General features: G+C 41.5%; 31 protein-coding genes. 28 read left to right on the forward strand and 3 right to left on the reverse strand.

What is annotated here, in order from left to right; all coding sequences use genetic code 11:
- The first annotated feature begins 10 nt into the window (after positions 1 to 10).
- Both AC0VXY_RS10550 and AC0VXY_RS10555 read left to right on the forward strand, forming a co-directional pair.
- Positions 11 to 631: a TetR/AcrR family transcriptional regulator gene (locus tag AC0VXY_RS10550; RefSeq protein WP_475527726.1), complete on the forward strand. Its 621-nt coding sequence runs from the start codon at positions 11 to 13 to the stop codon at positions 629 to 631.
- A 22-nt stretch (positions 632 to 653) separates the two neighbouring features.
- Positions 654 to 2069, forward strand: coding sequence for an MDR family MFS transporter (locus tag AC0VXY_RS10555; protein ID WP_435990919.1), 1416 nt, complete (start codon positions 654 to 656; stop codon positions 2067 to 2069).
- Positions 2070 to 2116: 47 nt separating this feature from the next.
- Here the strand turns inward: AC0VXY_RS10555 and AC0VXY_RS10560 are convergent, their stop codons facing one another.
- On the reverse strand, positions 2117 to 2893 hold the full coding sequence (locus AC0VXY_RS10560; protein ID WP_475527727.1) for a putative hydro-lyase: 777 nt from the start codon (positions 2891 to 2893) through the stop codon (positions 2117 to 2119).
- Positions 2894 to 3022: 129 nt separating this feature from the next.
- On the opposite strand from AC0VXY_RS10560, the gene AC0VXY_RS10565 reads away from it, so the two are divergent.
- The 17 genes from AC0VXY_RS10565 to AC0VXY_RS10645 all read left to right on the forward strand — a co-directional run bounded on the left by AC0VXY_RS10565 (position 3023) and on the right by AC0VXY_RS10645 (position 16812).
- On the forward strand, positions 3023 to 4327 hold the full coding sequence (locus AC0VXY_RS10565) for a D-serine ammonia-lyase (RefSeq protein ID WP_475527728.1): 1305 nt from the start codon (positions 3023 to 3025) through the stop codon (positions 4325 to 4327).
- A gap of 80 nt (positions 4328 to 4407) precedes the next feature.
- On the forward strand, positions 4408 to 5319 hold the full coding sequence (locus AC0VXY_RS10570; protein ID WP_475527729.1) for a cupin domain-containing protein: 912 nt from the start codon (positions 4408 to 4410) through the stop codon (positions 5317 to 5319).
- Positions 5320 to 5462: 143 nt separating this feature from the next.
- Complete coding sequence (lepB, locus tag AC0VXY_RS10575) at positions 5463 to 6014, forward strand: signal peptidase I (protein ID WP_435990915.1); 552 nt, start codon at positions 5463 to 5465, stop codon at positions 6012 to 6014.
- An 83-nt stretch (positions 6015 to 6097) separates the two neighbouring features.
- Positions 6098 to 6715: an HAD family hydrolase gene (locus AC0VXY_RS10580; RefSeq protein ID WP_435990913.1), complete on the forward strand. Its 618-nt coding sequence runs from the start codon at positions 6098 to 6100 to the stop codon at positions 6713 to 6715.
- 167 nt (positions 6716 to 6882) lie between these two features.
- The gene (locus tag AC0VXY_RS10585) at positions 6883 to 7395 is read left to right on the forward strand and encodes a YehS family protein (RefSeq protein ID WP_435990911.1); all 513 of its coding nucleotides are present in this window, start codon (positions 6883 to 6885) and stop codon (positions 7393 to 7395) included.
- Positions 7396 to 7398: 3 nt separating this feature from the next.
- Entirely contained in the window at positions 7399 to 8106 is a 708-nt protein-coding gene (locus AC0VXY_RS10590) for a M48 family metallopeptidase (RefSeq protein ID WP_475527730.1), read from the forward strand.
- 36 nt (positions 8107 to 8142) lie between these two features.
- On the forward strand, positions 8143 to 8343 hold the full coding sequence (locus tag AC0VXY_RS10595) for a hypothetical protein (protein ID WP_435990907.1): 201 nt from the start codon (positions 8143 to 8145) through the stop codon (positions 8341 to 8343).
- A gap of 50 nt (positions 8344 to 8393) precedes the next feature.
- A complete protein-coding gene (locus AC0VXY_RS10600; protein ID WP_475527731.1) occupies positions 8394 to 8762 on the forward strand; it encodes a nuclear transport factor 2 family protein in 369 nt (122 codons plus the stop codon).
- A 218-nt stretch (positions 8763 to 8980) separates the two neighbouring features.
- Entirely contained in the window at positions 8981 to 11275 is a 2295-nt protein-coding gene (gene helD / locus AC0VXY_RS10605; protein ID WP_475527732.1) for an RNA polymerase recycling motor HelD, read from the forward strand.
- A gap of 199 nt (positions 11276 to 11474) precedes the next feature.
- Positions 11475 to 12065 (forward strand): kinase, encoded by a 591-nt coding sequence (locus AC0VXY_RS10610; RefSeq protein WP_475527733.1) that lies wholly within the window; start codon positions 11475 to 11477, stop codon positions 12063 to 12065.
- A 116-nt stretch (positions 12066 to 12181) separates the two neighbouring features.
- Complete coding sequence (locus AC0VXY_RS10615) at positions 12182 to 12874, forward strand: DUF421 domain-containing protein (protein ID WP_475527849.1); 693 nt, start codon at positions 12182 to 12184, stop codon at positions 12872 to 12874.
- A 147-nt stretch (positions 12875 to 13021) separates the two neighbouring features.
- Positions 13022 to 13180, forward strand: a complete 159-nt coding sequence (locus AC0VXY_RS10620) for a hypothetical protein (protein WP_475527734.1) — start codon at positions 13022 to 13024, stop codon at positions 13178 to 13180.
- Between the two features lie 106 nt (positions 13181 to 13286).
- A complete protein-coding gene (locus tag AC0VXY_RS10625; RefSeq protein WP_475527735.1) occupies positions 13287 to 13571 on the forward strand; it encodes a hypothetical protein in 285 nt (94 codons plus the stop codon).
- Positions 13572 to 13597: 26 nt separating this feature from the next.
- Positions 13598 to 14002 (forward strand): nucleoside 2-deoxyribosyltransferase, encoded by a 405-nt coding sequence (locus tag AC0VXY_RS10630; protein WP_475527736.1) that lies wholly within the window; start codon positions 13598 to 13600, stop codon positions 14000 to 14002.
- Between the two features lie 35 nt (positions 14003 to 14037).
- Positions 14038 to 15162, forward strand: coding sequence for a metallophosphoesterase (locus AC0VXY_RS10635; RefSeq protein ID WP_475527737.1), 1125 nt, complete (start codon positions 14038 to 14040; stop codon positions 15160 to 15162).
- Between the two features lie 28 nt (positions 15163 to 15190).
- Positions 15191 to 15712 carry a DinB family protein gene (locus AC0VXY_RS10640; RefSeq protein ID WP_475527738.1) on the forward strand — a complete coding sequence of 174 codons (522 nt, stop codon included), beginning with the start codon at positions 15191 to 15193 and terminating at the stop codon, positions 15710 to 15712.
- An 86-nt stretch (positions 15713 to 15798) separates the two neighbouring features.
- Complete coding sequence (locus AC0VXY_RS10645) at positions 15799 to 16812, forward strand: serine hydrolase domain-containing protein (RefSeq protein ID WP_475527850.1); 1014 nt, start codon at positions 15799 to 15801, stop codon at positions 16810 to 16812.
- A 409-nt stretch (positions 16813 to 17221) separates the two neighbouring features.
- Here AC0VXY_RS10645 and AC0VXY_RS10650 read toward each other — a convergent pair whose 3' ends face one another.
- Together AC0VXY_RS10650 and AC0VXY_RS10655 are read right to left on the reverse strand one after the other, a co-directional pair.
- Positions 17222 to 18190, reverse strand: coding sequence for a sensor histidine kinase (locus AC0VXY_RS10650; RefSeq protein ID WP_475527851.1), 969 nt, complete (start codon positions 18188 to 18190; stop codon positions 17222 to 17224).
- A 24-nt stretch (positions 18191 to 18214) separates the two neighbouring features.
- Positions 18215 to 18913, reverse strand: coding sequence for a LytR/AlgR family response regulator transcription factor (locus AC0VXY_RS10655; RefSeq protein ID WP_475527739.1), 699 nt, complete (start codon positions 18911 to 18913; stop codon positions 18215 to 18217).
- 165 nt (positions 18914 to 19078) lie between these two features.
- Between AC0VXY_RS10655 and AC0VXY_RS10660 the strand changes: the two genes are divergently transcribed.
- The 9 genes from AC0VXY_RS10660 (at position 19079) to AC0VXY_RS10700 (ending at position 25610) form a co-directional block, all read left to right on the forward strand.
- Entirely contained in the window at positions 19079 to 19831 is a 753-nt protein-coding gene (locus AC0VXY_RS10660; protein WP_475527740.1) for an ATP-binding cassette domain-containing protein, read from the forward strand.
- Positions 19821 to 20978 (forward strand): ABC transporter permease, encoded by a 1158-nt coding sequence (locus tag AC0VXY_RS10665; protein WP_475527741.1) that lies wholly within the window; start codon positions 19821 to 19823, stop codon positions 20976 to 20978. Before AC0VXY_RS10660 ends, AC0VXY_RS10665 begins: the two co-directional genes overlap by 11 nt.
- A gap of 68 nt (positions 20979 to 21046) precedes the next feature.
- Positions 21047 to 22099 (forward strand): site-2 protease family protein, encoded by a 1053-nt coding sequence (locus tag AC0VXY_RS10670; RefSeq protein ID WP_475527742.1) that lies wholly within the window; start codon positions 21047 to 21049, stop codon positions 22097 to 22099.
- Positions 22100 to 22122: 23 nt separating this feature from the next.
- Positions 22123 to 22320 (forward strand): hypothetical protein, encoded by a 198-nt coding sequence (locus AC0VXY_RS10675; RefSeq protein WP_475527743.1) that lies wholly within the window; start codon positions 22123 to 22125, stop codon positions 22318 to 22320.
- Positions 22321 to 22340: 20 nt separating this feature from the next.
- Positions 22341 to 22574 carry a hypothetical protein gene (locus AC0VXY_RS10680; RefSeq protein ID WP_475527744.1) on the forward strand — a complete coding sequence of 78 codons (234 nt, stop codon included), beginning with the start codon at positions 22341 to 22343 and terminating at the stop codon, positions 22572 to 22574.
- Positions 22575 to 22773: 199 nt separating this feature from the next.
- Positions 22774 to 23703 (forward strand): sigma-70 family RNA polymerase sigma factor, encoded by a 930-nt coding sequence (locus AC0VXY_RS10685; RefSeq protein ID WP_475527745.1) that lies wholly within the window; start codon positions 22774 to 22776, stop codon positions 23701 to 23703.
- Positions 23704 to 23884: 181 nt separating this feature from the next.
- Entirely contained in the window at positions 23885 to 24307 is a 423-nt protein-coding gene (locus tag AC0VXY_RS10690; protein ID WP_475527746.1) for a GNAT family N-acetyltransferase, read from the forward strand.
- Between the two features lie 90 nt (positions 24308 to 24397).
- A complete protein-coding gene (locus AC0VXY_RS10695; RefSeq protein WP_475527747.1) occupies positions 24398 to 24778 on the forward strand; it encodes a VOC family protein in 381 nt (126 codons plus the stop codon).
- Between the two features lie 52 nt (positions 24779 to 24830).
- Entirely contained in the window at positions 24831 to 25610 is a 780-nt protein-coding gene (locus AC0VXY_RS10700) for an SDR family oxidoreductase (protein ID WP_475527748.1), read from the forward strand.
- Positions 25611 to 25846: the final 236 nt, after the last annotated feature.

Genomic DNA, 25846 nt, shown 5'->3' on the forward strand with positions numbered 1-25846 from the left:
GATTGTGAAATTGCCTAAACCAACATTCTTTAATTTGAAGGAAGAGAAAAGAAATGTACTGGTGGAAGCAGCCAAGAAGGAGTTTTCCAGGGTATCCTTGTACGATGCCTCCATCGCAAACATCCTGAAGACGGCTGGAATTCCCAGGGGAAGCTTCTATCAGTACTTTGAGAATAAAGAGGATGCATTTTTCTATCTCGTTGGGGAACATGCCCGGAAACGGTTTGAAACCTTCATTGCTTTATTGAGATCCCGTGAAGGAGATTTGTTCGAAGCCACAAGGGTCATGTTTCATTCAATGCTTTCGTTTTCATACGAAAATGGACAAAATAACTTTATTCGTAATGTACTCTTGAATATGAACTACAAAATAGAGAAAACGTTCACTCAGACTTTAACCAAGGAAACCATCGATAAGCGCTATGAGGAAATCTTCCTTTTAGTTAATAAAGATCAATTCACTATTGATAATAAATTGGATTTGTATCATGTATTGCAGATCCTATCAGCTGTCACCTTCCATAATCTCGTTCAGAGCATTGCAGATGAACTGACGCATGGAGAAGCGCTTGAAAAATACGATAAGGAAATGAACATGATTAAAAGAGGACTGTGTAAATCCTCTACATAGTTAAATAGAAAGAAGGGAGAACATGAATAACAGAGATGCAAATACCCAATCGGAAACCTTTAATAAAACACCCCTGCTCGTAGTCCTTATATCAGGGGCGTTCGCTGCCATCCTGAATCAAACGTTGCTTGCGACGGCTCTCCCTCATATTATGACCGATCTGAGCCTTGATGCGAGTACCGCCCAATGGCTGACGTCGATCTTTATGCTCGTAAACGGGGTGATGATTCCGATTACGGCATTCCTGATTGAACGATTCACGACCCGGGCTTTGTTCCTGAGTGCCATGGGCTTGTTTGCAGGAGGGACGCTCATCTGTGCCATTGCACCTAACTTCGGCTTCTTGATGGTCGGGAGAATCATACAGGCTTCAGGGGCAGGTATCATCATGCCCCTCATGCAAACCATCCTTTTTCTCATTTATCCTGTTGAGAAAAGGGGAGCGGCCATGGGGATGTTCGGTCTCGTCATTTCGTTCGCTCCGGCAATCGGACCGACCCTTTCTGGATGGCTGGTTGAACAATTCCCTTGGAGAAGCTTGTTCTATGTGATTTTGCCGATCGTCATCGTCGATTTTATCGTCGCGTATTTCATTTTAAAGAATGTAACCAAACAAACGTATCCGAAACTCGATGTTCTTTCCATCTTACTTTCATCCCTTGGATTTGGGGGATTATTGTATGGCTTCAGTATCGCTGGAAGTCAAGGGTGGGGAAGTGGTCAGGTCATTATCTCGATGATTGTGGGAAGCGTCACACTCTTTTGGTTCATCACAAGACAGTTTAAATTGAAGCAGCCGATACTCGAATTCCGCGTGTTCAAAAACAAGATGTTCACGTTAACCACAGTGCTAGGAATGGTTGTGTTTATCGCGATGATCGGAGCGGCTACTGTACTTCCCCTTCTTATGCAGAATATGCTGGGGTTCTCAGCCTTTGAATCAGGGCTTATGCTCCTGCCCGGTGCACTCTTGATGGGGCTTATGAACCCTATTACTGGGAGGATCTTTGATAAATTCGGAGCCCGTTGGCTGGCCATCATCGGGTTATCGATTCTCACGATCACGACTTTTATGTTTGCAAATTTATCGACTGACACCTCGTTTATGTATCTGGCAACGGTCAATGCCCTCAGGATGTTCGGGGTTGCCATGGTGATGATGCCGGTGACAACAGCCGGGCTGAATCAGTTGGACAGGAGTCTGATACCACACGGAACAGCCATGAACAATACGATGAGACAGGTCTCTGGTGCCGTTGGAACAGCGCTTCTTGTAACCGTAATGACAACGAGTGCAGATCCAAGCCGTGGACTCGAAGGGATGATTCATGGAGTCAATGTCTCATTCATTGTTGCCGGCATAACGGCCATTGCAGGACTCGTTCTTTCCTTTTTCATAAAAAGCGGGAGACCTGCAAGAGTTAGAAGTAATGCATGATGAAATAGAGGGACGGACCTGACAAATCACCAGGTCCGTCCCTCATTTTATTTTCCTTCCTGCAAATACTCTTCATTTTTCCAATCGGTAACGAACATACAGCCCGGGGAATGGGTGAGCATGAAGGGGATCTTCGCATGAAGGGCCACTGCTTGAGGTGTAACCCCACAGGCCCAGAACATGGGAGTCTCTCCCTCCCTGATTCCGACAAAGTCACCAAAATCCGGTTTTGTAATATCCGGTATGCCGATTCCAGCGGGGTCTCCGATATGGACAGGAGCCCCGTGCATTTTGGGGAATAGAGCAGTTATATCTGTTGCTTTCTGTACGAGTGAATCAGGTATGGGTCTCATGGAAACGACCATCGGCCCTTCAAATACTCCGGCTTTTTCTGACTGGATATTGGTCTTATACATTGCTACGTTTTTGTTTTTCTCTATATGACGCAGAGGAATGTCCCCCTTGATGAGCTGACTCTCAAATGTAAAGCTGCATCCGATGAGAAAGCTGACTAGATCATCCCTCCATATTTCATCAATCCGCTGCTTCTTATCAACTAATTGACCATCTTCATATACGTGGTACAAAGGGATGTCAGTGCGGATGTCGGAGTTTTCGGCATACTTGGATTGGAATTGCCCTGGTTCCAACACTTCGACAATCGGACAGGATTTTGGATTGCGTATGGTGAATAATAAAAATTCAAAGGCATATTCTTTAGGAAGGACAACCAGGTTGGCTTGTACATAATCCTGGCAGACCCCTGAAGTGTGAGTTTGGTGCTTTCCGCATCTGATGTTCGTTCTTAGTTCTGGAGGTAACATGGAAACACGCTCTCCTTTAATTGAAATTTTAATAGTCTGAAGATTAATATCCATTTTATCATATATTTCTATCATATATCTGTGCTACGTTATCAGTAATCAACCATTCAAGTTAAGGGGGAATCGAATATGTCTCAAAATCTCCATGGCATGGATCCGAAATTATTATCGGATTTACGGTCGCAAACAGAAACTTTATGGACCAACCCTTTGGATGCATCCGGCAATATTTCAGGGGATAGCATTCAGGAGATCATTGAAGCCGAGCAGCGGCTCGCCCGTTTTGCTCCCTATATAAAAAAGGTATTCCCTGAAGTGGTAAACGGGATTATCGAGTCACCAATCAAACTTCTTAAAAACATGCAAACTGCGATTCAGGATAATGTTCAATCGACGATACAAGGTCAGTTGTTCCTTAAATGTGATAACGACCTCCCAATTGCAGGTTCGATTAAAGCAAGGGGAGGCATTTATGAAGTATTGAAGATTGCAGAAACGGTTGCTATGGAACAGAACTGGATCCAAGAGACAGATGACTATTCAGTGATGGCAACGAGCCGTTTCAAAAATCTCTTTTCACGGTACTCCATCGCTGTAGGTTCCACGGGTAACCTGGGCTTAAGCATAGGGATAATGGGGGCGGCTCTTGGCTTCAAGGTAACTGTACATATGTCCCGCGATGCGAAGCGGTGGAAGAAGGAACTTTTAAGAGAAAAGGGAGTAAAAGTGGTAGAACATGTACAGGATTTCTCCCACGCAGTTGCTGAAGGGAGGAAGCAGTGTGAGTTGGATCCAGACTGTTTCTTCATAGATGATGAAAATTCAAAGGATTTATTCATGGGTTATGCAGTCGCTGCTCTCAGGCTGAGTGGACAATTCGAAGAGGAGGGGATAATAGTAGATCAAGATCACCCGTTGATCGTTTACCTGCCCTGCGGGGTGGGCGGTGGTCCAGGTGGGGTGACCTATGGTTTGAAGCATGTATTCGGCGAACATGTTCATTGTTATTTTGCAGAACCTGTAAATTCTCCTTGTATGCTCCTTGGACTTGCATCCGGCAGACATGAAGAGATTTCAGTCCAGGATATTGGATTAAGCAATCGTACGGAAGCGGATGGTTTGGCGGTTGGCAGACCTTCTGCTCTTGCAGGGAGAATGATTAATGAGCTGGTCAACGGGGTATATACGGTAAGCGATAAGAATCTATTCAAATTGCTCGCCCTGCTACATTATTCGGAATCCATCTTCCTTGAGCCGTCAGCAGTGGCAGGGATGATTGGTCCCTTCCTGCCGGATCTTGAGGAACATCTTACCTCCATTGAAGTGGATTTATCTCATGCCACTCATGTAGTATGGGCCACGGGAGGAAAGCTCGTGCCAGAAGCAATCATGGAAGAGTACGTGAAAAAAGGAGAGGGTTATTTGGTTGAATGAATCGTGGATTAGTATGGTACTAGGCAGATGCACATCTTCTGAAACCACGCATATGATATCGTGGTAAAAAGCAGAAGGGAATGATCAGGATGTACAATGTGCCGACGACTTATTCAACCCACCCCCAAACCTTTATTAACGCTGCACAAAGAAGTGAATGTATTTCTCAGCACTTAGTGAATACCCTGCTTAACGGTATAAGCAGAAAGGCATCCACTGCAGATTTATATGATCGATTGGCCGGATTCGCACCAAATAGTGAGGAACGTCAAAATCTTATGCGTATGAAGGAAGACGAGGAGCGCCATTGGTGGGAGTTAACGAATTTATACATCTCCCTTACCGATACCCAGCCTTCTTATCAAGTAGATAGAATTCATTTTCAATCCTATCGGGAGGGACTGCAACAAGGATATGAATCGGAGCTTGCAGATTATGAATTATATCGGATTTGCAGTATGCAGGCTCAGCATTCCACGGTATACGAGGTCCTAGTGAATACCTGCAGAGATGAGTGGCAGCATGCCGAAAGATTGAGTGTTTTAGGTGCAGCAGCGAGCAACCGGATGATGTCAAAGGATTATGGGCCATACCCGTATTCCGTTAATATTGATGAGGTGACGGTTAATAATGACACGTTCCGCACGGCTTTATGGACGGGTGAACATTTACAGGTAACGCTTATGAGCATCAATCCCGGGGAAGACATCGGTTTGGAAATCCACCCTAATACTGATCAATTCCTCCGTCTTGAACAGGGAGAAGGAATTGTAAGAATGGGTGATCGCCAGGATAACTTAACCTATGAGAAAGAAGTAAAGCAGGACTTTGCCATCATGATCCCTGCCGGAACATGGCATAACGTCATCAATACCGGAAATACGCCTATCAAACTGTACTCGATATATGCACCTCCACATCATCCAAGGGGAACGGTTCACACAACCAAAGCTGACGCGATTGCGGCAGAGGAAAAGCATAGCAGTTATTAAGCATACCGAAATAAAAAGGATGTGGAATCGGATAGATTCGACATCCTTAAAAATGAAACTGCCTTTTCCAGACAAAAATTCAGGAATAATATGTTAAAATGAAGCAGTGAGTATAAATAGACTGAGAGTTTCCGAGTGAGAGGATGAATCGATTGGTGAATAAAAGCAAAAAGATTATGGGATGGGCACAGCCTTTGATAATTGGGATAGCGTTAGCCGTAATGATTCGGTCCTTTATCGTGATACCCATTGTCGTTGAGGGAGCTTCGATGAATACCACTTTACTGGATCATGACCGCATGATCGTAAACAAAATGGATGAACCCGAGCGGTTTGATATCATAGTATTTCACGCAACTGAAACAGAAGATTATATTAAACGTGTAATCGGGCTGCCTGGTGATAAGATTGAATATATAAACGATACGTTATACATAAATGGTGAAGCATATGAAGAGCCATACCTGGATGAACAAAAGGAAGTGACTGTAGGGGCGTTAACTCCTGATTTCACTTTACAGGATACTCCATTAAAACAACTGACGGTTCCGGAAGATGAATTATTCGTCATGGGTGACAACAGGAGATTCAGTAAGGACAGTCGTCAGATCGGCTCGATCCCCATCGATAAAATAGTGGGAACGACAAATATCGTGTATTGGCCGGTTAAGGAGATGAAAATCATTCATAATTAGGTGAGAGAAATGGCGATCATCCACTTGGGGAAAATATTCAATCCCTGAAAAATCAGAAATATAAAGAGTAGGAGGATGGGAAAATGGACAGCATCATCTTTGATCTGGACGGTACCTTGTGGGACCCGATCGAGTCAGTACTGGAAGCTTGGAATAAGACAATCGTAGATCATGAGCGGCTGGAGCATGGGATCACCAGAAAGCATTTGGAAGGGACCATGGGGCTTCAAATGAAGGAAATTGGTAAGGAGTTATTCCCGGAATTGAATGGAGAGGCAAGGGAGCAATTATTGAAAGACCTTTCCCGTCGTGAAATTCCCCACCTGAGTAAAAACGGAGGTCAATTATATGACCACGTAGAGAAAGTCTTGGAGAAACTATCGGAGAAGTACAATCTATTCATCGTCAGCAACTGTCAGGACGGTTATATCGAAGCATTCTATGAGTATCATGGACTGGACAGGCATTTCATTGATTATGAGAATCCGGGAAGAACCGGTCTATCAAAAGGAGAAAACATTAAACTCATCATCGACCGAAACCAATTAAAGGAACCTGTCTATATTGGAGATACAGAAGGCGATCGTAAAGCAGCCAAAGAAGCAGGCATCCCTTTTGTATATGCATCGTATGGTTTTGGAAAAGTAGAATCATATGACTATATGATTCAATCATTTGAAGAATTATTGAATATTTTTTAGAACTAAGGTCTGTTCTCTCCGAGGGACGGACCTTTCATTTTGTTCTTAATGAATTACAATGAGGTCAATTTTGCCAATGCTTTAAGAATCTTAGCATGCAAGCTTCTTTTTACGTCTTTAAAATGGTAAGCTAATGAATTAGACGCAAATTCTCAGGAGGCATACAGATGAATATTGATAATAACGATATTTTAATTCGATTGCGATACGCTCTCGATCTTAAAAATACAGAAATGGTAGACATTTTCAAGCATGGCGGAATAGAATTATCTAAAGATGAAGTTCTGAAAGTGCTTACGAAGTCAATGGATCATGAGGAATTAGAAGAGGATACGTATGAAGAGGACGATCACATACCTTGTGACGATGAGATGTTCGAATCCTTTTTAAATGGCTTTATTACGTTCAAAAGAGGGAAGCGGGAACCAAAGCCTGGACAGGCGGAAAGACCGGAATTAACGTATGAACATGTGAATAATCTTCTTTTAAAGAAAGTCAAGATTGCGCTCTCCTTAACAAGTGAGGATATGATTGAAATTCTGGGATTAGCTGACGTGCATATCACGAAAGGTGAATTAGGTGCGATTTTACGAAGGGATGGCCATAAAAATTACCGGATTTGCGGCGATCGTTACGCCCGGAACTTCTTAAAAGGATTGGCAATCCGATATAGGGGTTAGGAGATGAACCATACGTATTCAGGAGAGACGATTCAATTTGATCTTAATTATAAAAACCGTAAATCCATCGGCATTTTTCTGGACAGCTATGGAAATATTGAAGTCCAAGCACCTAAAGGGACGGATGAAGAATCTGTCCTTCGGTTGCTTGAGGATCACTGGGATGAGATCCTTAAGAAATCAAATGAAATGAAGGAACGCTTAAATGGCCCACAGTTGAAGTCCTACCAGCACGGAGAACCTTTCCTGTATCTTGGAAAAAGCTTCCCCATTGAAGTTCTTCACACCCCTGACATCACGAAAGACTCTGTCACTTTTAACGGGGATGCACTGAAAATCCAGGTCAGAGAGCTTGAAGATGAACGGATAAAGCAGGCGTTAAAAAGGTTTTACTACAAGAGGTGCAAGTCCATGGTAGAGAGCAGCATTTCTCTTCATCAGCACCATTTTAAGATCAAGCCCCGGTCGATCCGCATTTCGGATAGTAAAAAAACATGGGGGACATGCGATGGAAGAAGACAACTGACCTTCAACTGGAAATTGGCCATGGCGCCCCAGGAGGTCATCGATTATGTTGTTGTGCATGAACTGTGCCATCTGATTCACCTCAATCACGATCGGTCGTTTTGGCGTCTGGTTGGGAAGATTGTACCTGATTATAAAGAAAAAGAAAAATGGCTGGCAAGTACAAGTTGGAAGATGACGGTATAGTGAGCAATGTCATCAGCAGGTTGGGAGGGATGGGAAATGACAATCGCCAGTTTCCTTATCATTGCCTGGATTCTCAGTTGGTTTAAATTTGATCGGCTTTTTATTCAAGCATTTAAAGAACTTTTCAAAAAAGAAGTGACAAAGGCAACCTATTATTTCACCTTTTTTTGCATTGGAACGATAGGGGACATCACTTTATTTATTAATGGAACTTTTTATGAAGTACTAGTGAGTTAGGGAAGAGTGTTCATAATGGAAGGGTGATGGAAGTGTCTGAAACACATACAATGTCAAAGAAAGAAATAGCCGTCTCCTTTCTGGAACGAGTTGCGTCGGGGGACGTCCGGGGTGCATTCAAGGATTATACAGGAAATGCTTTTCGTCATCATAACCCCTATTTTCGTGGAGACTCGGAATCGCTCATGCTCGGCATGGAAGACAATGCTGTAAAAAATCCCAATAAGAGATTTGAAGTGAAACGAGCGATGGCAGATGAAGAGACAGTAGCGGTTCATTCCCATGTAAGGCAGAATCCCGATGATCCAGGGGCGGTGGTTGTCCACATTTTTCGATTTGAAAATGGAAGAATCGTAGAATTATGGGACATAGGTCAACCAATTCCTGAAGATCCCTTGAACGAAAATGGGGTTTTTTAAAACGGGAGAGCAGCATATATATACACAAAAACCTGCACCACTATGATAAATAGTCGGCGCAGGTTTAATTTTGTTATTGTAAATGTCTTGTGATTATGATATATTAATACAGAAACCCTTTTGACGAGGTAAAAACATTCATATTACCTCAATAATAATTATATAACATAACATCCTTATTAGTCAACCCTGAATTTTATAGCTGAAGGAGTGCTTAGATGAAATCTGAAATTAGGCATGAGCAAAAGCGAGTGGACGATGTGATTGGTAACATCATGCGACAGATCGAAACCCTGGAAACCGAAACAGGAAGGCGCAAGGAGGAAGTGGCGGAGACCCGAAATCATTTCTGGGATGAGGTAAAGGTAAACACAGATACCTTCGATGATTTTCTGGAAACCGTTATTGCTTTAAGGCAGCAGGCACAATCGTTGACGGTTTCTGAGAGTACTCACAAACAGGCACTTAAAAAATTATCGGCATTGCACAGGATGAAAGGGAAGCCTTATTTCGGGCGGATCGATTTCACGGAAGAAGGAGAATCCACTGAAAGGGTTTATATCGGGATATCGACCCTGACTGATCAAACAGGTGATGACTTTCTTATTTACGATTGGCGGGCACCCATTTCAAGTGTTTATTATGATTATCCACCAGGGCAGGCAGAATACACCACCCCGGGGGGCGTCATCCGTGGGGTCGTGGAGAGCAAGTGGCAGTATCTCATCAGGGATGGTGTGATTCAGTCCATGTTCGATACGAGCCTCACGATCGGCGATGAGATTTTACAGGAGGTACTCGGTAAAAGAACAGACAATCACATGCATAGCATCGTCGCCACGATTCAACAGAAGCAGAATCAGATTATCAGGCATGACCACGGCAGGCTCCTCATTGTTCATGGGGCAGCAGGAAGTGGAAAAACATCTGCTGCTCTCCAGCGTATCGCGTACTTACTATATAAATATAGGGAAACTTTGAAAGCGGATCAAATCGTTTTGTTTTCACCTAACTCTATGTTCAACAGTTATGTTTCTCAAGTTCTACCTGAACTTGGGGAAGAAAACATGGAGCAGGTGACTTTCCAAGAGTATTTGGACCACCGACTAAGCATGGAATTCCAGGTGGAGGGTCCCTACGATCAACTCGAGTACGTGTTGAGGAAGGCGGATAACCGCCACACGTATGCAACACGTACGGCGAGTATCCAATTCAAAGCATCTACCGATTTCTTTGAAGCAATTAAATCATATAGGAAATCCTTAGAGGGTTCCGGGATGAAGTTCAAAGGAATTATGTTCAGGGGAAGGACGATTGTCACCGCTGAAGAGATCACCGAACGGTTTTATACTTGTGACGGCTCACTTCGCTTCCATAATAGACTTGAAAAGCTGACTGAATGGCTAAACAGCCAAATCGATCATGCGGAGAAACATGAACGGATGGAGCCGTGGGTGGAAGAAGCCATTGAATTGATGAGCAATGAGCAATATCATAAGGCCCGTAAGTATTTTAGGAAGAGAAATATCTCCGATGATTATGAAATGGAATATGAAGCCTTGAGAAAATTGATTGTGCGTAAAAAATTCAAGAAGCTCCGTAAATGGATCAGGTCCCTCCAATATGTGGATGTAAAAAGTATTTATCAGCAGCTCTTTGCAGACCCTATGAAAATTAGTTCATTAATGAGGAAGGAAACACCTGATATATGGGAGAATATTTGCCAATCGACGTTGAGTATACTCGACGATGGGAAACTGTACTATGAAGATGCGACTCCATTTTTACTATTAAAAGAGCTGATTCTCGGTTTCCAAACGAATACATCCATTAAGCATGTACTCATCGACGAAGCTCAGGATTACTCTCCGTTTCAATTTGAATTCATCAAGAGGCTGTTTCCTTCAGCCAAATTGACCGTCCTCGGAGATTTTAATCAGGCGATCTTTGCTCATGCAAATGAACATGTTGATTTCAGTAATCTGACAGATTTGTATGGGCAGGATGAAACAGATCACATTAACCTGACCGAGAGCTACCGGTCCACTAAACCAATCATAGACTTTACACGCCGGATAGTTCCGGGCGGGGAACATATCTCCGCTTTCGAACGGGACGGAGCAAAACCTGTCATAACGACAGTCACGGACCATGATGACCTGCATGATAAAATTACCGGAACAATTGAGAAATGGAAGGCAACTGGGTATCGTTCAATCGCCGTCATATGCAAAACGGCTGCTGAAAGTGAACGGGTATTTGGTTCGTTAAATCATGTGGAGAACCTTAAACTCATGAAGAGCGTCTCTCTTGAATATGAACAGGGGGTCGTGGTCATACCCGCATATTTAGCAAAAGGAATCGAATTCGACGCCGTCATCATTTACGACGCATCAGCCCAAACATACGGTGACGAAAGTCTCCGAAGACTATTCTACACCGCATGCACGCGAGCCATGCACGAACTAAAGCTTTACAGCATAGGCAAACCAACCCACTTCATCCAAATATAGAATGAGGGACGGACCTCCATTTTTCAGAAGAAATCCCTATTTTAAGGGGTTTTGCTCTGAAAAAAGAGGTCCGTCCCTCTTTTGTGGAAAAAATGGTAAAATATTATAGGGAGCGTTTTATTTCATTTGTATTTGTAAATAAATAATCAAAGTTTCATATATCATGTCAAGTTTTTAAGGATTGAAAGGAGTGGAGACGATGGATCCCTATGTGGATTTGTTGAAGAGTATGGTTGCCCAGCATGATAAGCCGAGATTTTTGTTGGGAATAGATGGGTTAAGCCGTTCGGGGAAAACCTCTTTTGTGGAACAATTAAGTTTTATCTTGAATAACGAAAATCGTCCATATCAAATATTTCATCTGGATGATTTAATCGTTGAACGAGCACGCCGTTATAATACTGGCTCAGAAGAATGGCAGGAATATTTTCATTTGCAATGGGATGTAGATTGGCTTTCTAATCACTTCTTTCAAAAGCTAAAGAAAGAGGAACAGATCACTCTCCCCTTTTATAACGGGACAAAGGACACTCATGAAAACAGTACCATTCCGTTGCCAAAGGAAGGATTAATCATTATAGAAGGAGTTTTTCTCCAGCGGAAAGAGTGGAAACATTTTTTTGATAAGATTATCTATTTGGACTGCCCGAGGGAGACCAGGTTTAACCGCGAATCAAATGAAACGAAAAAGAATTTGTCAAAATTCGAAAATAGATACTGGAAAGCAGAAGACTATTATATCAATGGATGTCATCCTGCCGAATCGGCAGATATCATTATAACTTCATAAGCCGGTATGTGGTAGCGTGATTCTTCAAATGAATGGTGACGGGGTAGAGTATATTAGATACTTATTAAACAATACTAATAGAAAATACCTTTAGGAGTCGAACCGAATTGATTCACATGGATTTTTTTGAAATGATTGCACGTTCAACTACAAGCTTTCTAGTTCTACTCCTTGTCGCCCGTTTGCTTGGAAGAAAACAATTGAGCCAGTTAACTTTCTTTAACTATATAACCGGTATAACCATCGGTTCCATTGCAGCAGATATTGCAGGTGAATCGAAGACTCCTTTTCTTGAAGGACTGACCAGCCTTATCTGGTGGAGTGTCTTAACGCTCCTGGTTGGATATATCGGACTCAAATCACCGAGAGCACGGGTAGTGATGGATGGGCAGCCGGTCATTGTCATGAAAGATGGAAAAATTCTTGAAGATACGTTAGGAAAACATCATCTGAATATGGATGATTTAAGCATGCTACTAAGAGAAAAAAATGTATTTTCTACTAACGAAGTTGATACGGCTGTTTTCGAACCTGATGGGAAATTGACCGTATTTTTAAAATCCGGCAATCAACCATTAACCAAAAAGGATCAGGATATCATTACCGGTAGACCTACATACATACCAACAGAATTAATCGTTGATGGGAACATCCTGTATCAGAATTTAAAGGAAGTGGGCATATCTGAAGAGTGGCTTCGAAATCAGCTGAACTACTTCCAAGTGAAACTTCAAGATGCATTTTACGTCGAGTTGCAGGAAAATGGAACACTTTACATTGATCGGCGTCGGGACCGGTTGAAGGAGTAGAGAAGGTGTCAACCCTTAAGTTTGGGTGGCACCTTTTTATTTTGGAAAGGATTGTGTTTTATTAAATAATTTGGAATAATTGGAATATAGGTGTAGGTATATATGTTCGGATCCTAAATAGCTGTATTAGAGATTGGGGGAGCTGAAATGTTATTTTTTATTATACTGCCTTTTGTCATGGGACTGCTGGGAGCGTATTTGATAACAGTCGGTCTATGGGAACTTAGGATAGGAGTCGACAGAAAGAAATACTCAACCTATTTGTTCATTGGACTTGTATTGATTATTTTCCTCGCTATGGGTTAGTGAGTAAATAAAAATGACTTTCTTTTTATCTATCCATAATGGATTAACAGAATCCAACTTTACTAACAAGAATATTGGGAAATGAAAATGATTGAAAGGAGTCCTAATGAAAACCAACAGAAAATTGACCGAAATCATGAATCCCAAAGAAGATACTCCCGACACGTTTGAAGATATCTTGAACCTTGCAGCGGATTGTAAATTCACGAACTGTACTCATGAAACTGAGCCGAATTGCGCCGTGAAAAAAGCAATAGTAGAAGGTACTCTTCCTGAAGAAAGGCTCACCAGCTATCTTCGGGAAAAGAATGAAGCAGCCTATCTGGTAAATGAAAAAAACAAGACGAAGGCAATTGATTACATGAAGCAGCGTAAATTGTTTCGAAAATAATATCCAATAAAAAGAGGGTGTTAACGATGAAGTTTTATATTGGCTCAAGCTTTGCAAATAAGGACCATGTGCGATATGTGAGTGATCGGCTTGAACAAAAAGGTTTTATCCAGGCATATGATTGGACCAGGAATGAACGCGCATCAACAGTGAAAGACCTTCAGCACATCGGCCAGAATGAAAAAGATGCCATCATTGATTCAAATGTAATCATCATCATGCTCCCTGGTGGAAAAGGGAGTCACGTCGAACTGGGAATAGCGCTGGGACTTGAAAAACGAATCATCTTGTATTCTCCAAATGATGAGGTACATGATTTCGCTAACACGACTACATTTTACCACTTACCTGAGGTGGAAAAGTGTTCGGGGAGTAAAGAGGAATTATTGGAATATGTTCTAGAAAGCCGAATTTACAGCGCAAATGAATAAGACCTATGGACCATTGTTCGAGGAAGGAGCCGACATTGAAGAAAATAAAAAGAGTGAACTTACCAAGTCAAGGTAGGATTATAGTAATCTCAGACATACATGGAGAACTGAATCTATTTATCAATCTGTTACATAAAGTAAATTTTTGTTCAGAAGATCATCTTTTCATTAACGGTGATCTTTGTGAAAAGGGCAGCAATAGTAAAGGGACTGTCCGATATATCATGGATTTATCAAAGAGGAAACCGAACGTCCATGTAACGGAAGGGAATTGCGACACTGTGGTAGAAGATCTTCTTGAAGAGAATCCTAAATTGATGAACTACATCAGTTCAAGAAAACATTCTATATTGAAAGAGTGGCTTGATGAGGTAGGGTTTGAACTAAAAGAAGATACTACGGTTCAGGAGGTGAAAGATATCCTTACACAACATTTCCCTCAAGAAATCCAATGGCTGATGGAATTGCCAACTGCAATCGAAACAGACGACTATATTTTCGTTCATGCAGGTCTTGATGATCGTAAAGATTGGAGAGAAACGGATCGGATTTCTGCGATCACAATGCCTGCCTTCCTGGAGAAATCACATCGAACAGGGAAATATGTCATTGTCGGCCATTGGCCCGTTGTCAATTATTCCAGTGACATTCCTTCCAATAATCCGATTGTAAGTGAAGATAGGAATATCATCTCCATTGATGGAGGAAATGTCATTAAATCGACAGGTCAGTTAAATGCATTTATCATACATAGAACAAAGAACGGGGACAGCTTTTCCCAAAGCTATATAGATCATCACCTAACATGTGAAGTGGTGAAGGGCTACATATCAGAACCAATCATGTCGGGGGCCATTTCCTACCCAAACTACGAATTGATACCCCTTCAACCATCTGAGCATTTTACACTGTGCAAACAAGTTGGAACCAATGATCTATTATATGTTAAAAATGAGTACATTCATCAAAGTGAAAAGGGAACTTATTCGGCAAAAACGGATCTTTCATGTGCGCAGATCTCTGTGGATATTGGTGATATCATATCTGTTGTTGACAGTAGTTGCACAGGATATGACTTAATCAAGAAAAATGGGGAAGAGGGATGGGTACCTAAAGACGTCCTCCCAGTGAAACAACGCGGCTCGATCCCCGTCGTTTAATCAATATGACAATAAGGTGCGATAATCTATGGAATATAAAATAGACACAAAAAAGGGTTATAGTCCGCAAATCAGTTACCTCGTCTCCCAGATGGACTATGCCAGAAAAACAACATTGGACAGTGTGAGAGGATTAACCCCGTCTGAACTGGATTTTTTACCGTGCGAAGGTGCTAACAGTATTGGAGCTTTATTACTACACATGGCGGCTGTAGAAAAAGGGTTTCAAATAGAACTGTTCGAGGAGAGAAGGCCAAATGAAAAGGAAATGGCTCAATGGGGTGCAGCCTATAGCCTTGGAGAAGAAGGTCGTAAGAAAATAAATAGGAATCCTCTAGAATTTTATCTGACAAAACTTGATGAGGTCAGAAAGAAAACGTTCCAGGAGTTTTCAGAACGTAATGATGAATGGCTCTATGAAAGCAGATTATGGGATAATCAACCCTCCAACCATTATTTCATATGGTTTCATGTATTCGAGGATGAGATCAATCATAGGGGCCAAATCCGGCTGATTAGAAGAATACTCTCTGAAAAGAATAAATCTTGATACAGTTGTTGTGATTCAACCATTTCTTTCAGTGATGTGATAGCCTAATTCAGGGAGAATCTTAAATGAAAACAGTGGGGGATCCTATGAATCCACAAACGATCAACTTTGAAAAAAAATTGAAAGATTACCAGGTAGTCGGAGTCAGCATGGCTACAATTGAAGGTGCATGCATAAGTAAAACCGCCTGCTTTGGTTTCCTTGAGACGGGAACAAATAGACGGGTGGAACATGAGTCAATCTTTCATGCGTGTTCAATCAGTAAATTTTTTACCTCTATGTTAGTGATGACTCTATCTGAACAGGGCATTCTGGAAATAGATAGGAATATTAACGATTACCTGTCATCATGGAAAGTTCCGGTGAATTCTTTTGGGGTCATAACTTTGAGGCATTTACTCAGTCACCATTCAGGGATTGTGGATCCGGAAGGCTCTTTTTCTGAACTCATACCTATGTTTGATACCCCTTCCATGGTCGAAATATTGGATGGCAAAACACCATATTGTGATATTCCAATCGAAGTGAAATATAAGCCCGGAAGCGAATTTTCATATTCCGATGCCGGCTTCTGTATCATCCAGCTTGTGATAGTGGATGTAATGGGAAAGGCATTTGAAGAGGTAATGGAAGAATATTTATTTCTACCCCTACGATTAAATAATAGTACTTTTCAGCTGCCACCATCTAAAGATCAGTTCTCATGCGGTCATACCAAGGGCTGTGGATCGGTAACAGGAAAATATCCAATATACCCCTATCCTGCGGCTTCAGGATTATGGACCACCCCAACGGATGTGGCACTTTTGGTTATTGAATGGATGAATTCAATCAAAGGCGAAAGCAATCAGTTCTCTACAAACAGCGCTAGAGAGATGATAACACCTCAATTTGGAAAAGAGTGGATAGGTCTTGGTGTTTTTCTTGGTACCAATGAGAAAGGGATAGAAGTTTCTTCACTCGGATGGGGAGTCGGCTTTCAAGGGATGATGGTTGCATTTCCTAATGAAGAAGCGGGTCTGGTCATCATGACGAATACAGACACAGGTGTCCATCAGCTAAAGGGGCTCATTGGTGAAGTATACAGAGCATATTATTAATAGTTGTAAAAATGGTTATATTCAAGTGCGCAGGGATGGTCATCGATAAATGATAATCTATATTCTCATTTAAATGTAGTTCGACGTGAAAAAGAAAAAAGGCTCGAACTTCCGAGCCTTTTTCTCAAGTCAATTAAACAACTAATCCTAGAAATTTCTATTTTTTCTCGCTTTTTTTCTAAAGTAACTAATCGTTATTCCAATAATGACCGCAATGATTAATAGAGGAATAATTATAAACAAAACAGCTCCGGATGCTCCACTCATTGAGGCTCCTCCTCTCGATTCATTCATAAGAATATTCCCTGCTATGAGATTTCTGAAACGTAAGATTGTGTTTTGATAGGATTAAAGAAAGCTTGTAGAAGATAAAACTTTTACGATTTCGTCCAGCATCAATTGCATTTCCCTAATGAATCGCCGGAATTTTAATTTTCACCGTAAATTCTTCTTCCTTATAAACAAAATCCAGAAAACCATTGTATTCTTTCACGGTTTCTTGAATGATCTTGGTGCCGAGACCCTCGTGGCCATCCTTTGTTGTATGTCCGTAGCGTTGATACAGCTCATCAAGGATAGATGGCGATATCGGGAGGGAAGGATTCTTGCAAACCAGCATATATAGACCGCTTCGTTTATAAAACTGAAGGCTGACGCTTGCTTGATTACCGTAATGTTCAAACCATTGGGTGGAAGCCTCTATACTGTTGGACAGCAGATTCCCAAGGAGTGTCACAATCTTCTTATCTGGGAGGGGTAACGTGGAAAGGGGCATATCCACATCATATATCATCGTCACCCCGCAAGCTTTTCCTTGATTGTACATCTGGTGGAGAATTCCAGCCACACTTCCACTTTCCCCTTTAATAGAAAGGTTGGTTTCTTCATACCCGTCCACCAAATCGTCTAAATAGGCAGCTGCCTCTTCGTAATGGTGATGTTCGAGCATATAGTGAATCGAAGTAATATGTTTGAGAAAATCATGCCGTTCACTTCGTACAACCCGAAATGTTTCGGTTAAATGAAACCGTTCCATCTCGAACTGCTCGTAATCATTTTGAAACACCTTAAATTTGCTGGAGACATCCCACCGGACCCACTCAATCCCGATAAAAATCATGAAAAAGAACGCAGGTAACCATGATGATTCAATGATCAAATAGGGAAGTAACAGAAATAGTTGTGTGAGGGAAAGCAGGTGGCTCCATTTCTGATCGAATCCAAAATGCTGTATTTTCGTTTTTCTATAACACAGATATGTTACGAAAAAGACTGCTGGATAAGTGAAATAAAGAGGCAGATGCCATGAGAGGTTCGTTAATAACGCCTGTATATGCATAAAGCCAAATAGGGAAAGTACTAACCAATAAAACTTCATTTGTTTCACAACGGGCTCCACCTTTTAGAAATAATGTTGTTGCAGATACTCTACTTTTTCCTTTGTGATCATGGCCTGTGCGGTGATTCCTTCAAATGTAATCACATATGAATTCTTCGCATAGAGAGAGAAATTCTTTACAAAGTGTATATTGATGATGAAGGAACGATGGGAACGGATGAAATCCCTTTCCCGTAGTTCTCCTTCTAATTCATTCAAGGTCAGATAGGTTTTGATCCTTTCCTCTTTCGTGTAAATCGTCGTTGATCGGCCAGATCTTTCAATGAAGACGATATCCTTCTTTTGAATGATATGTATATCATTTTTCTGCTTTAAATAGAGTCGGCCCTTCAGTTCTGCCGTTCTCGACTTTTCCATGAGGCGCTCGATGGATTTCATCAGGCGATCATTTGTATAGGGCTTCATAATATAGTCATGGACGTTCAATTCAAAGGCGTGTACGGCATATCCACTGTTGGCCGTCACGAAGATCACCGATATGTTGAGAGCATGTGAGTGGATAATGTCTGCCAATTCATATCCGGATAGGTGAGGCATTTCAATATCAGCAATCAGAACGTCGATGGTTTCTTTCTTGATTTGGTCATAGGCTTCCTCGGCTGAGGTGGTGGAAAATACGATTTCTACACCTTGTGCACGGGAAACGATGCCGTTTAATTTATCTAAGTCAATCATTCGATCGTCTACCAGACCAATCTTCATTTCCATTCCCCTCGCATTTTCTATTATTCTACTTCATTTTACCATTTCTAAAGAAGAATTTGGCATTTTCACGACAAGAAATGGACTTTTCACGACATAAGTAAGGATTCTTTCGCCTTTCGTTTGTATGATGAAAATATAATAAATATTGATGAGGTGAAGAAATTGATTCATATTCATGAAGTGACAAAAACATTTAAAGATAAAAAGAACTATATAACCGCATTAAAACATGTTTCTCTTTCCGTTCAAAAAGGGGAAGTGGTCGGCCTGCTGGGTGAAAACGGTGCAGGAAAGACCACGCTTCTTAGGACGATAGCCACTTTACTGACACCAACAGAGGGTTCGATAAAAGTAGCAGGTTACGATACCATTAAAAATCCGAACGAAATCAAAACGAAGATCGGTGTGCTGTTTGGAGGGGAAACAGGTTTATATGACCGGTTATCTGCCAGGGAAAATCTGCAATACTTCGCCAGACTATACGGCTTGAGTAAGCATGAAACTAAAGTGAGGATCGATGACCTTTCACGGATGTTCGGAATGAGGGATTATCTTGACAGGCGGGTAGGAGGATTCTCTAAGGGGATGCGCCAGAAGGTCGCCATTTCGAGAACATTGATCCATAATCCGGATATCATCCTCTTTGATGAACCGACGACCGGACTAGACATCACATCCTCCAATGTCTTTCGACAGCTCGTCCATCAACTTAAGCGTGAAGGCAAGACCATCCTCTTCTCCAGCCACATCATGGAGGAAGTATCGATGCTGTGTGATAAAGTGGCCATGATGCATAAAGGAGAACTGGTATATCAAGGTGATATTGAAGAACTATACAAGACGGAAAAGAGCAGGGATCTGAATTATATCTTTATGAGTAAATTGGTGAGAGGGGATGAGCACTATGCTTCTTAATATCTATCTTAAAGAACTGAAAGACAGTTTCAGAGACCGCAGAACTCTTCTGCTTACCGTCTTCCTTCCGATTTTCATGATGAGTGGACTTGTATTCTTCTATGAGAATATGGTATCCGGAGGAGAAGGGGAAACCTATGCCCTTGCAGTGGACACCTCTATCAGCCGTGAACTAACGGAAGTATTCACAGGATTTGAAAGTATTGAACTAGTCAAAACAGATAACCCGAGAAAAGCTGTCGAAGAGGGAGAAGCACTTGCCGCCATGATTGTAAGCCCTGATTTCATTCAAAGTGTCAGTCAAGGAAAGGAAGCTGAAATCACTTTAATCGGGGACTCCTTCAGCCAGAATTCAAGCAATCTTATGAATGCGGCTACAAATGCCCTAACTGCTTATGAAAAAGAAGTTACGTCAGAGAGATTAAGAGCTGAAGGGACGGACCTTTCCATCATTCAGCCGTTCACCATCACACAGCTGGAAGTAGCGGATGATGAGGGCAGCATGTTCCTGCTATCCTTCCTTGTACCTCTTATCCTGGCGATATCCATAGGAGTGGGAACCTCACCATCGGCAGCTGACTTATTTGCTGGGGAAAAAGAAAAGAAAACGATGGAAGCTTTACTCATGACACCTGTCAAACGATCCACATTAATGCTTTCCAAGTGGTTGACTATTGCTACCGTAGGTGTCATTACAGGTCTTGTCACGCTCATTGTCCTTGCAATTGAGATTACGCTATTCACAGAAAACCTGAAAGACGCAGTATCCTTTGGCGATAATGTCTATGTGATCGTAGGGATTTCTCTTCTGCTTACCATTGTGTATGCCGTGTTTATCGCTTCCCTGCAGATGATCACAAGCATTTTGGGGAAAACCGTTAAAGAAGCCGGTAGCTATAGTGCACCGATCATGATGCTTGCAGCGTTCCCAGGCATGATCATCACAAATGTCGGACTAAATGAGCTGACCTTCAAACATTTTGCCATCCCGATTCTTAACCTATTCAGCCAATTCAAAGAATTACTGATGGGTGTGGTCGATTATCAGCACATAGCGATTACGATAGGAAGCAACCTGGTGATTATGGTGATCATCTTTGCCATTGGCAGAGTTCTATTTTTGAAGGATAAATGGGTGATGAACTAAAAAGAATGAAGCAATCACGTCTTTCGACTAGTGATTGCTTCTATTATTCATAAGGAGGAATCAAGATTTTGAAATCTCTTTACAGTCCAAAATGGGTCACAATCATTGGAGCCTTTCTTACAGTAATAGGTGTTTCCATTGAGCCGTTTAGGGAAGATACCATTTTGCTCGTAAGTATTTTTTGTGCAGGATGGTTAGCCATCATCCTTCATGAATTTGGCCATATTATGTTAGGAAAATGGAGTGGGTTTGAATTTGGATTCTTAACAGCTGGTCCTCTTCGAATCGAAAAGACAATGAACGGCATTAAGCTGAAAGAAAACAAGAGTTGGTTATTTGTTGGTGGTGTGGCCATGATGATCCCTCCAAAGACTACGAAGGAAAAACTAAGATTAAAATGGGCGGCAGCTGTAGCGGGTGGACCCGCCGTATCACTGGTGGCGGCAATTCTCAGCTATTTTCTTTATGTATGGTTACACAGTGATTTTATATTATTTTTAGTTACCATGAATGGTGCAATCTTCATGGCCACCATCATTCCAATGAAAACAAGTATGCGAACGGATGGGTACCAGCTCATTACTTTGTTCAGAAATAATGAAGAAACATACAATTTCATCGATGATTTGCAGATCATGAAAGAGTTGCTAAGCAAGAAGCATCCACTTGATTGGAGCCATGAGTACCTTGAAAAGGCTAGAGAAAAGGAAGCAAAGGCAGAGAATGTATTTTATGCTCAGATGATTTTTTATAAGGAAGTGGAATCGAGTGGTTTTGAAGTAGCGCTTAAGAAAATCAAGTCTTATCGTAACATTGCCTACACAAAGAAAAGCAAACATACCTTAGGCTTCCTTATTCATTTAGAACAATTATCAAATTTCTTCTGCAAAGAACCCGATTTAGAAGAGATTACACATCTTCAACGGTTACTCTCGAAAATAGAGCCGATTAGTTACTATAGAGGAAAAGCGCTTATAGAGTATCTGCGACATAACGAGCAAGAAGCATTTGAACACCTGCAATACGTAAAGAGGGAAATTGCTGAAAATGAGACATTGTATGGTTTTCTTAAAGCAGAAAAAACTTTGACTAAACTGGTCGAGGATAAAATAGCAATATAAAATTTATCCAAGGAGGATGGGAGATGAAGGAGAATCTTACTTTCGCATGGATTGCTTCATGGTTTGCCCTCTTGGGTCAACTATTGTTTTTCATATGTGTAGCACTTTACACCGGTCAATGGATGTACGTAATGTGGAGTTTTATGGTTAGCATGTCGGTAGGTGTACCGAGTATGATCCGTACTTGGCAGGCTGCTAAGAAGCAACACGAACAAATATGAATAGAAGGGAACAATAAGCGATGGACAATATCGATAAACGAAACAGACTGGATGATTCTCCTTTTCATTACCGGGTCCTCAAAGATCAAACCGTATTTATCGAGTATGAAGGTAAGCAGGTGAAAACTTTAAAAGGCAAAGAAGCGGATAAATTTTTGAAAAAAATGAAAGATGTTCATGATGAAAAAGGAATTCAGTTGATCATGGCAAAAGTGACGGGTAATTTCAAGAGGGGGAATGAACGAAAGAATTGAAAGCGCATATTCGAAATTAATTTGTATGGGAGGATTTCCGAATCAGGGAGTCCTCTTTTTCTATTACGCTAGCAGTTTGAATATTATGGTAAAATAAACGGGGTATATTAAGTTTCTTCACTATTTTTTTGCTGTTTCCGTATAATTTTGCATTGTTTAAACGTTTTACATATGAATGATAAATTAGAGGGGGATGACCATGCAGGAAAAAATGAAAGAATCATTTACCGAAAAAAACAGGGAATTGGCGATTGAATTCAATTCCATGATCGAAGAATTCAAAGAAGGCTTGTGGAGGTATTGCCGTTATTTAACGGGCTCACCCTGGGATGGAGAGGATTTATTTCAAGATACCATGCTAAAAGCATTCGGAGGCTATTACCAGCGTTGGCATCCGACTAACCCGAAAGCCTATTTATATCGAATGGCGACAACCACGTGGATTGACCAGTGCCGTAAAGAAAAAAGGCATGTCGGTCTTCTTGAGGAAGATGAACTTCCTCAAGAAAACTTCACAGATGGTCTGGAGGCAGAGGAAGCATTACACATCCTTTTTGACCTTTTTTACCCCAGGCAGGTGGCGGTATTTTTGTTAAAAGAAGTGTTCAGGTTCGATGCCAGGGAAGTGGCTGGTATGGTAAGGACCACTCCGGGAGCAGTCTATGCAACGGTCCGACGAATGAAAGAGAAGTTGGAATCTGTCGACCTACTCGAGAGCAGGACTCAACATCCGGTATCTGAAACTCATCCGGTCATCCAAGCCTACCTCAATGCAATGAATGAAGGTGATATTGAAGGCGTTATGGCATTAATCAGTGAAGAAGCCCATAATGAGGCTGCCCTTGGCTTCCAGGAATACAGCAAGGGAGAGATGCGTTCCGGATCCATGAAATATGGCCTCCCTGGTATGAGGGCTGAGGAATACAGCTTATGGGGCCGTAATGTCATAGTCATGCTTTCAGATGGAACGAAAGGACCTGAAATCCATGATATACAGTACCAGGAAGTGGAGAATGGGAAGATTGTGCACCATATGAGCTACTACTTTAGAAAAGAATTGATTTTAGCTGCTGGTGAAGAATTGGGGATTCCACCTCAGATCGACAAGCCAGTAGTGGAATGGAATTGATAGGAGTCAGGGAGCCAATCTGATGATTTGGCTTCTTATTTTTTAAAAAAGAAGGGTTTATGGATAATTATGTTAAAGTATAGTCAGAGCTCTCTGTTATGTTTTACTGAAGTTTAGTATGAATTAGATTGGTAGAGAGTTAGTAAATTTAATAGGTGGAATGGACAAAGGGAGGAAATTCATGATGCAAATACGTTTGAAAAATGAAAACCTTATAGAAATAAGGGCATACAATACGGAAGATTTTTCTTGCATACATACCTTAAATACAGAAGAAAAGTGGAATAATCTTGTGGAAAATAGCGTAAGTACCAAAGATGCATGGGATCATTCGAACATTGCATATGTAGCTGAGTTTAATGGTGGGGTCATCGGCTATATCCGGGGACTTACGGATCAATCTGTTACATTGTTTGTTTGCGAATTATTAATAAAAGCTGATTTCCGCGGGTTGGGCATAGGAGATGCTTTGCTTAAATACGTTCATGGGCTATATCCAAAGACCAGAATTGAAATGCTGGCAAGCACATCTTCCCATACCTATTATGAACAAAAAGGATACAGACCATTTTATGGATTCAGGAAGACCTTCGAAGAGCATTAATTGGAAATGATTCTTGGTATATCAAAGTCTTCAATATCAACAGGATTGAATAATTGGTAGAAATATAAGTTATCAAGGGAGGTTTTTGAATTGAAATTAACACATACCAGATTACTGGTGGATAATTATAGAAAATGCTTTCTTTTTTACAAAGACGTCCTTGGGTTTGAAGTATCGTGGGGAGATGAAAACTCCCTGTATGGTCAATTTAAAGTTGGACAAACACACTTAGGGATATTTGAGAGGAAACAGATGACGGATGCCCTCAACTCGGGAAACATTGTAGGAGCGGAGCAAGGTGAACGTTTTGCTTTAATTTTTGAGGTGGCGAGTGTCGAGGATACATATGAAAAACTGAAAGACAAGGTGGAATTCATCACCAGACCCATGGAGAAATTGGAGTGGGGGATGAAGGTCGCTCATTTTCGTGATCCAGAGGGGGTACTACTGGAAATCTATGAAAATATTTAAGGTGATCACTAACAAGGATCTTCTCTTCTATAAATAGGAGGTAAAACACATTATGACCAATCTGTCAGGCAAAATTGCCATCGTGACGGGAGCAAGCCGAGACAAGGGAATTGGGGCAGCCATTTGTCGTTCACTTGCACGTGCAGGTGCAGATGTCTTCTTTACTCATTTGAGTTCATTTGATGAAATAAGTGGAACGGGAGCAGATCATAGCTTTCCTCATCTTCTATGTGAGGAACTGCTCCATACGGGAGTGCGCGCTGCTCATATGGAGCTGGATCTGAGTGACGAAACAGCTCCCTCACGATTGATGGACCAAGTACAAGAAACTCTAGGAATACCTACAATATTAGTGAACAATGCAACATACGAAGCGCCGGCGAACTTTCGTACACTTGATAAAAGCATTCTTGATAAGCATTACCAAGTGAACAATAGTGGTACGCTTCTGTTGACAATGGAGTTTGCAAGGAGATATGAGAGAGCTTTCCCGGGGTGCAATTATGGTCGGATTATCAACATGGTTTCAAAAGGACCGGACCCTGATAATTTAGCATATATTGCGTCAAAGGGAATGTTGATTGCAATAACAGAACCGTTATCAGTCGGACTTGCACCTGTTGGGATCACCGTAAACTCGATCGATCCCGGCCCGACCGATTCAGGGTGGATCACTGATGAAATCAGAAATCATTTGCTCCCCATGTTTCCAAGCGGCCGTATCGGAGAACCCGATGACGCAGCAAGACTGATCAAATTCATAGCCAGTGAAGAATCCGGATGGATCACAGGACAAGTGATCAAATCCGAAGGCGGTTTTATAGGGAAATGATGGTTTTAAAGAGGGACGGACCTGATTTTTAGAAATATAGGTCCGTCCCTCTGTTTACAAAATTATCTAATAATGAGATAATAATGAAAATGTTGCGGGGAGGGATAGTAAGTTTATGGAACCAACTAATTGCTGATTAATTTATTTTTTAAATTAATATGATTTTGTAATGAGCTGAAAAAGCCTATGGAAGATAGGTTTATTTGTTATGCTCTTTATGGGATCAGGCAATTAGA

The organism is Rossellomorea sp. QJM3NY_18 (genome assembly GCF_056173145.1).

Coding starts and splice junctions, on each gene's coding strand:
- AC0VXY_RS10555 (WP_435990919.1), top strand. CDS start 654: ATGAATAACAGAGATGCAAATACCCAATCGGAAACCTTTAATAAAACA.
- AC0VXY_RS10560 (WP_475527727.1), bottom strand. CDS start 2,893: ATGTTACCTCCAGAACTAAGAACGAACATCAGATGCGGAAAGCACCAA.
- AC0VXY_RS10565 (WP_475527728.1), top strand. CDS start 3,023: ATGTCTCAAAATCTCCATGGCATGGATCCGAAATTATTATCGGATTTA.
- AC0VXY_RS10570 (WP_475527729.1), top strand. CDS start 4,408: ATGATCAGGATGTACAATGTGCCGACGACTTATTCAACCCACCCCCAA.
- lepB (WP_435990915.1), top strand. CDS start 5,463: ATGAATCGATTGGTGAATAAAAGCAAAAAGATTATGGGATGGGCACAG.
- AC0VXY_RS10580 (WP_435990913.1), top strand. CDS start 6,098: ATGGACAGCATCATCTTTGATCTGGACGGTACCTTGTGGGACCCGATC.
- AC0VXY_RS10585 (WP_435990911.1), top strand. CDS start 6,883: ATGAATATTGATAATAACGATATTTTAATTCGATTGCGATACGCTCTC.
- AC0VXY_RS10590 (WP_475527730.1), top strand. CDS start 7,399: ATGAACCATACGTATTCAGGAGAGACGATTCAATTTGATCTTAATTAT.
- AC0VXY_RS10595 (WP_435990907.1), top strand. CDS start 8,143: ATGACAATCGCCAGTTTCCTTATCATTGCCTGGATTCTCAGTTGGTTT.
- AC0VXY_RS10600 (WP_475527731.1), top strand. CDS start 8,394: ATGTCAAAGAAAGAAATAGCCGTCTCCTTTCTGGAACGAGTTGCGTCG.
- helD (WP_475527732.1), top strand. CDS start 8,981: ATGAAATCTGAAATTAGGCATGAGCAAAAGCGAGTGGACGATGTGATT.
- AC0VXY_RS10610 (WP_475527733.1), top strand. CDS start 11,475: ATGGATCCCTATGTGGATTTGTTGAAGAGTATGGTTGCCCAGCATGAT.
- AC0VXY_RS10615 (WP_475527849.1), top strand. CDS start 12,182: ATGGATTTTTTTGAAATGATTGCACGTTCAACTACAAGCTTTCTAGTT.
- AC0VXY_RS10620 (WP_475527734.1), top strand. CDS start 13,022: ATGTTATTTTTTATTATACTGCCTTTTGTCATGGGACTGCTGGGAGCG.
- AC0VXY_RS10625 (WP_475527735.1), top strand. CDS start 13,287: ATGAAAACCAACAGAAAATTGACCGAAATCATGAATCCCAAAGAAGAT.
- AC0VXY_RS10630 (WP_475527736.1), top strand. CDS start 13,598: ATGAAGTTTTATATTGGCTCAAGCTTTGCAAATAAGGACCATGTGCGA.
- AC0VXY_RS10640 (WP_475527738.1), top strand. CDS start 15,191: ATGGAATATAAAATAGACACAAAAAAGGGTTATAGTCCGCAAATCAGT.
- AC0VXY_RS10645 (WP_475527850.1), top strand. CDS start 15,799: ATGAATCCACAAACGATCAACTTTGAAAAAAAATTGAAAGATTACCAG.
- AC0VXY_RS10650 (WP_475527851.1), bottom strand. CDS start 18,190: ATGAAGTTTTATTGGTTAGTACTTTCCCTATTTGGCTTTATGCATATA.
- AC0VXY_RS10655 (WP_475527739.1), bottom strand. CDS start 18,913: ATGAAGATTGGTCTGGTAGACGATCGAATGATTGACTTAGATAAATTA.
- AC0VXY_RS10665 (WP_475527741.1), top strand. CDS start 19,821: ATGCTTCTTAATATCTATCTTAAAGAACTGAAAGACAGTTTCAGAGAC.
- AC0VXY_RS10675 (WP_475527743.1), top strand. CDS start 22,123: ATGAAGGAGAATCTTACTTTCGCATGGATTGCTTCATGGTTTGCCCTC.
- AC0VXY_RS10680 (WP_475527744.1), top strand. CDS start 22,341: ATGGACAATATCGATAAACGAAACAGACTGGATGATTCTCCTTTTCAT.
- AC0VXY_RS10685 (WP_475527745.1), top strand. CDS start 22,774: ATGCAGGAAAAAATGAAAGAATCATTTACCGAAAAAAACAGGGAATTG.
- AC0VXY_RS10690 (WP_475527746.1), top strand. CDS start 23,885: ATGATGCAAATACGTTTGAAAAATGAAAACCTTATAGAAATAAGGGCA.
- AC0VXY_RS10700 (WP_475527748.1), top strand. CDS start 24,831: ATGACCAATCTGTCAGGCAAAATTGCCATCGTGACGGGAGCAAGCCGA.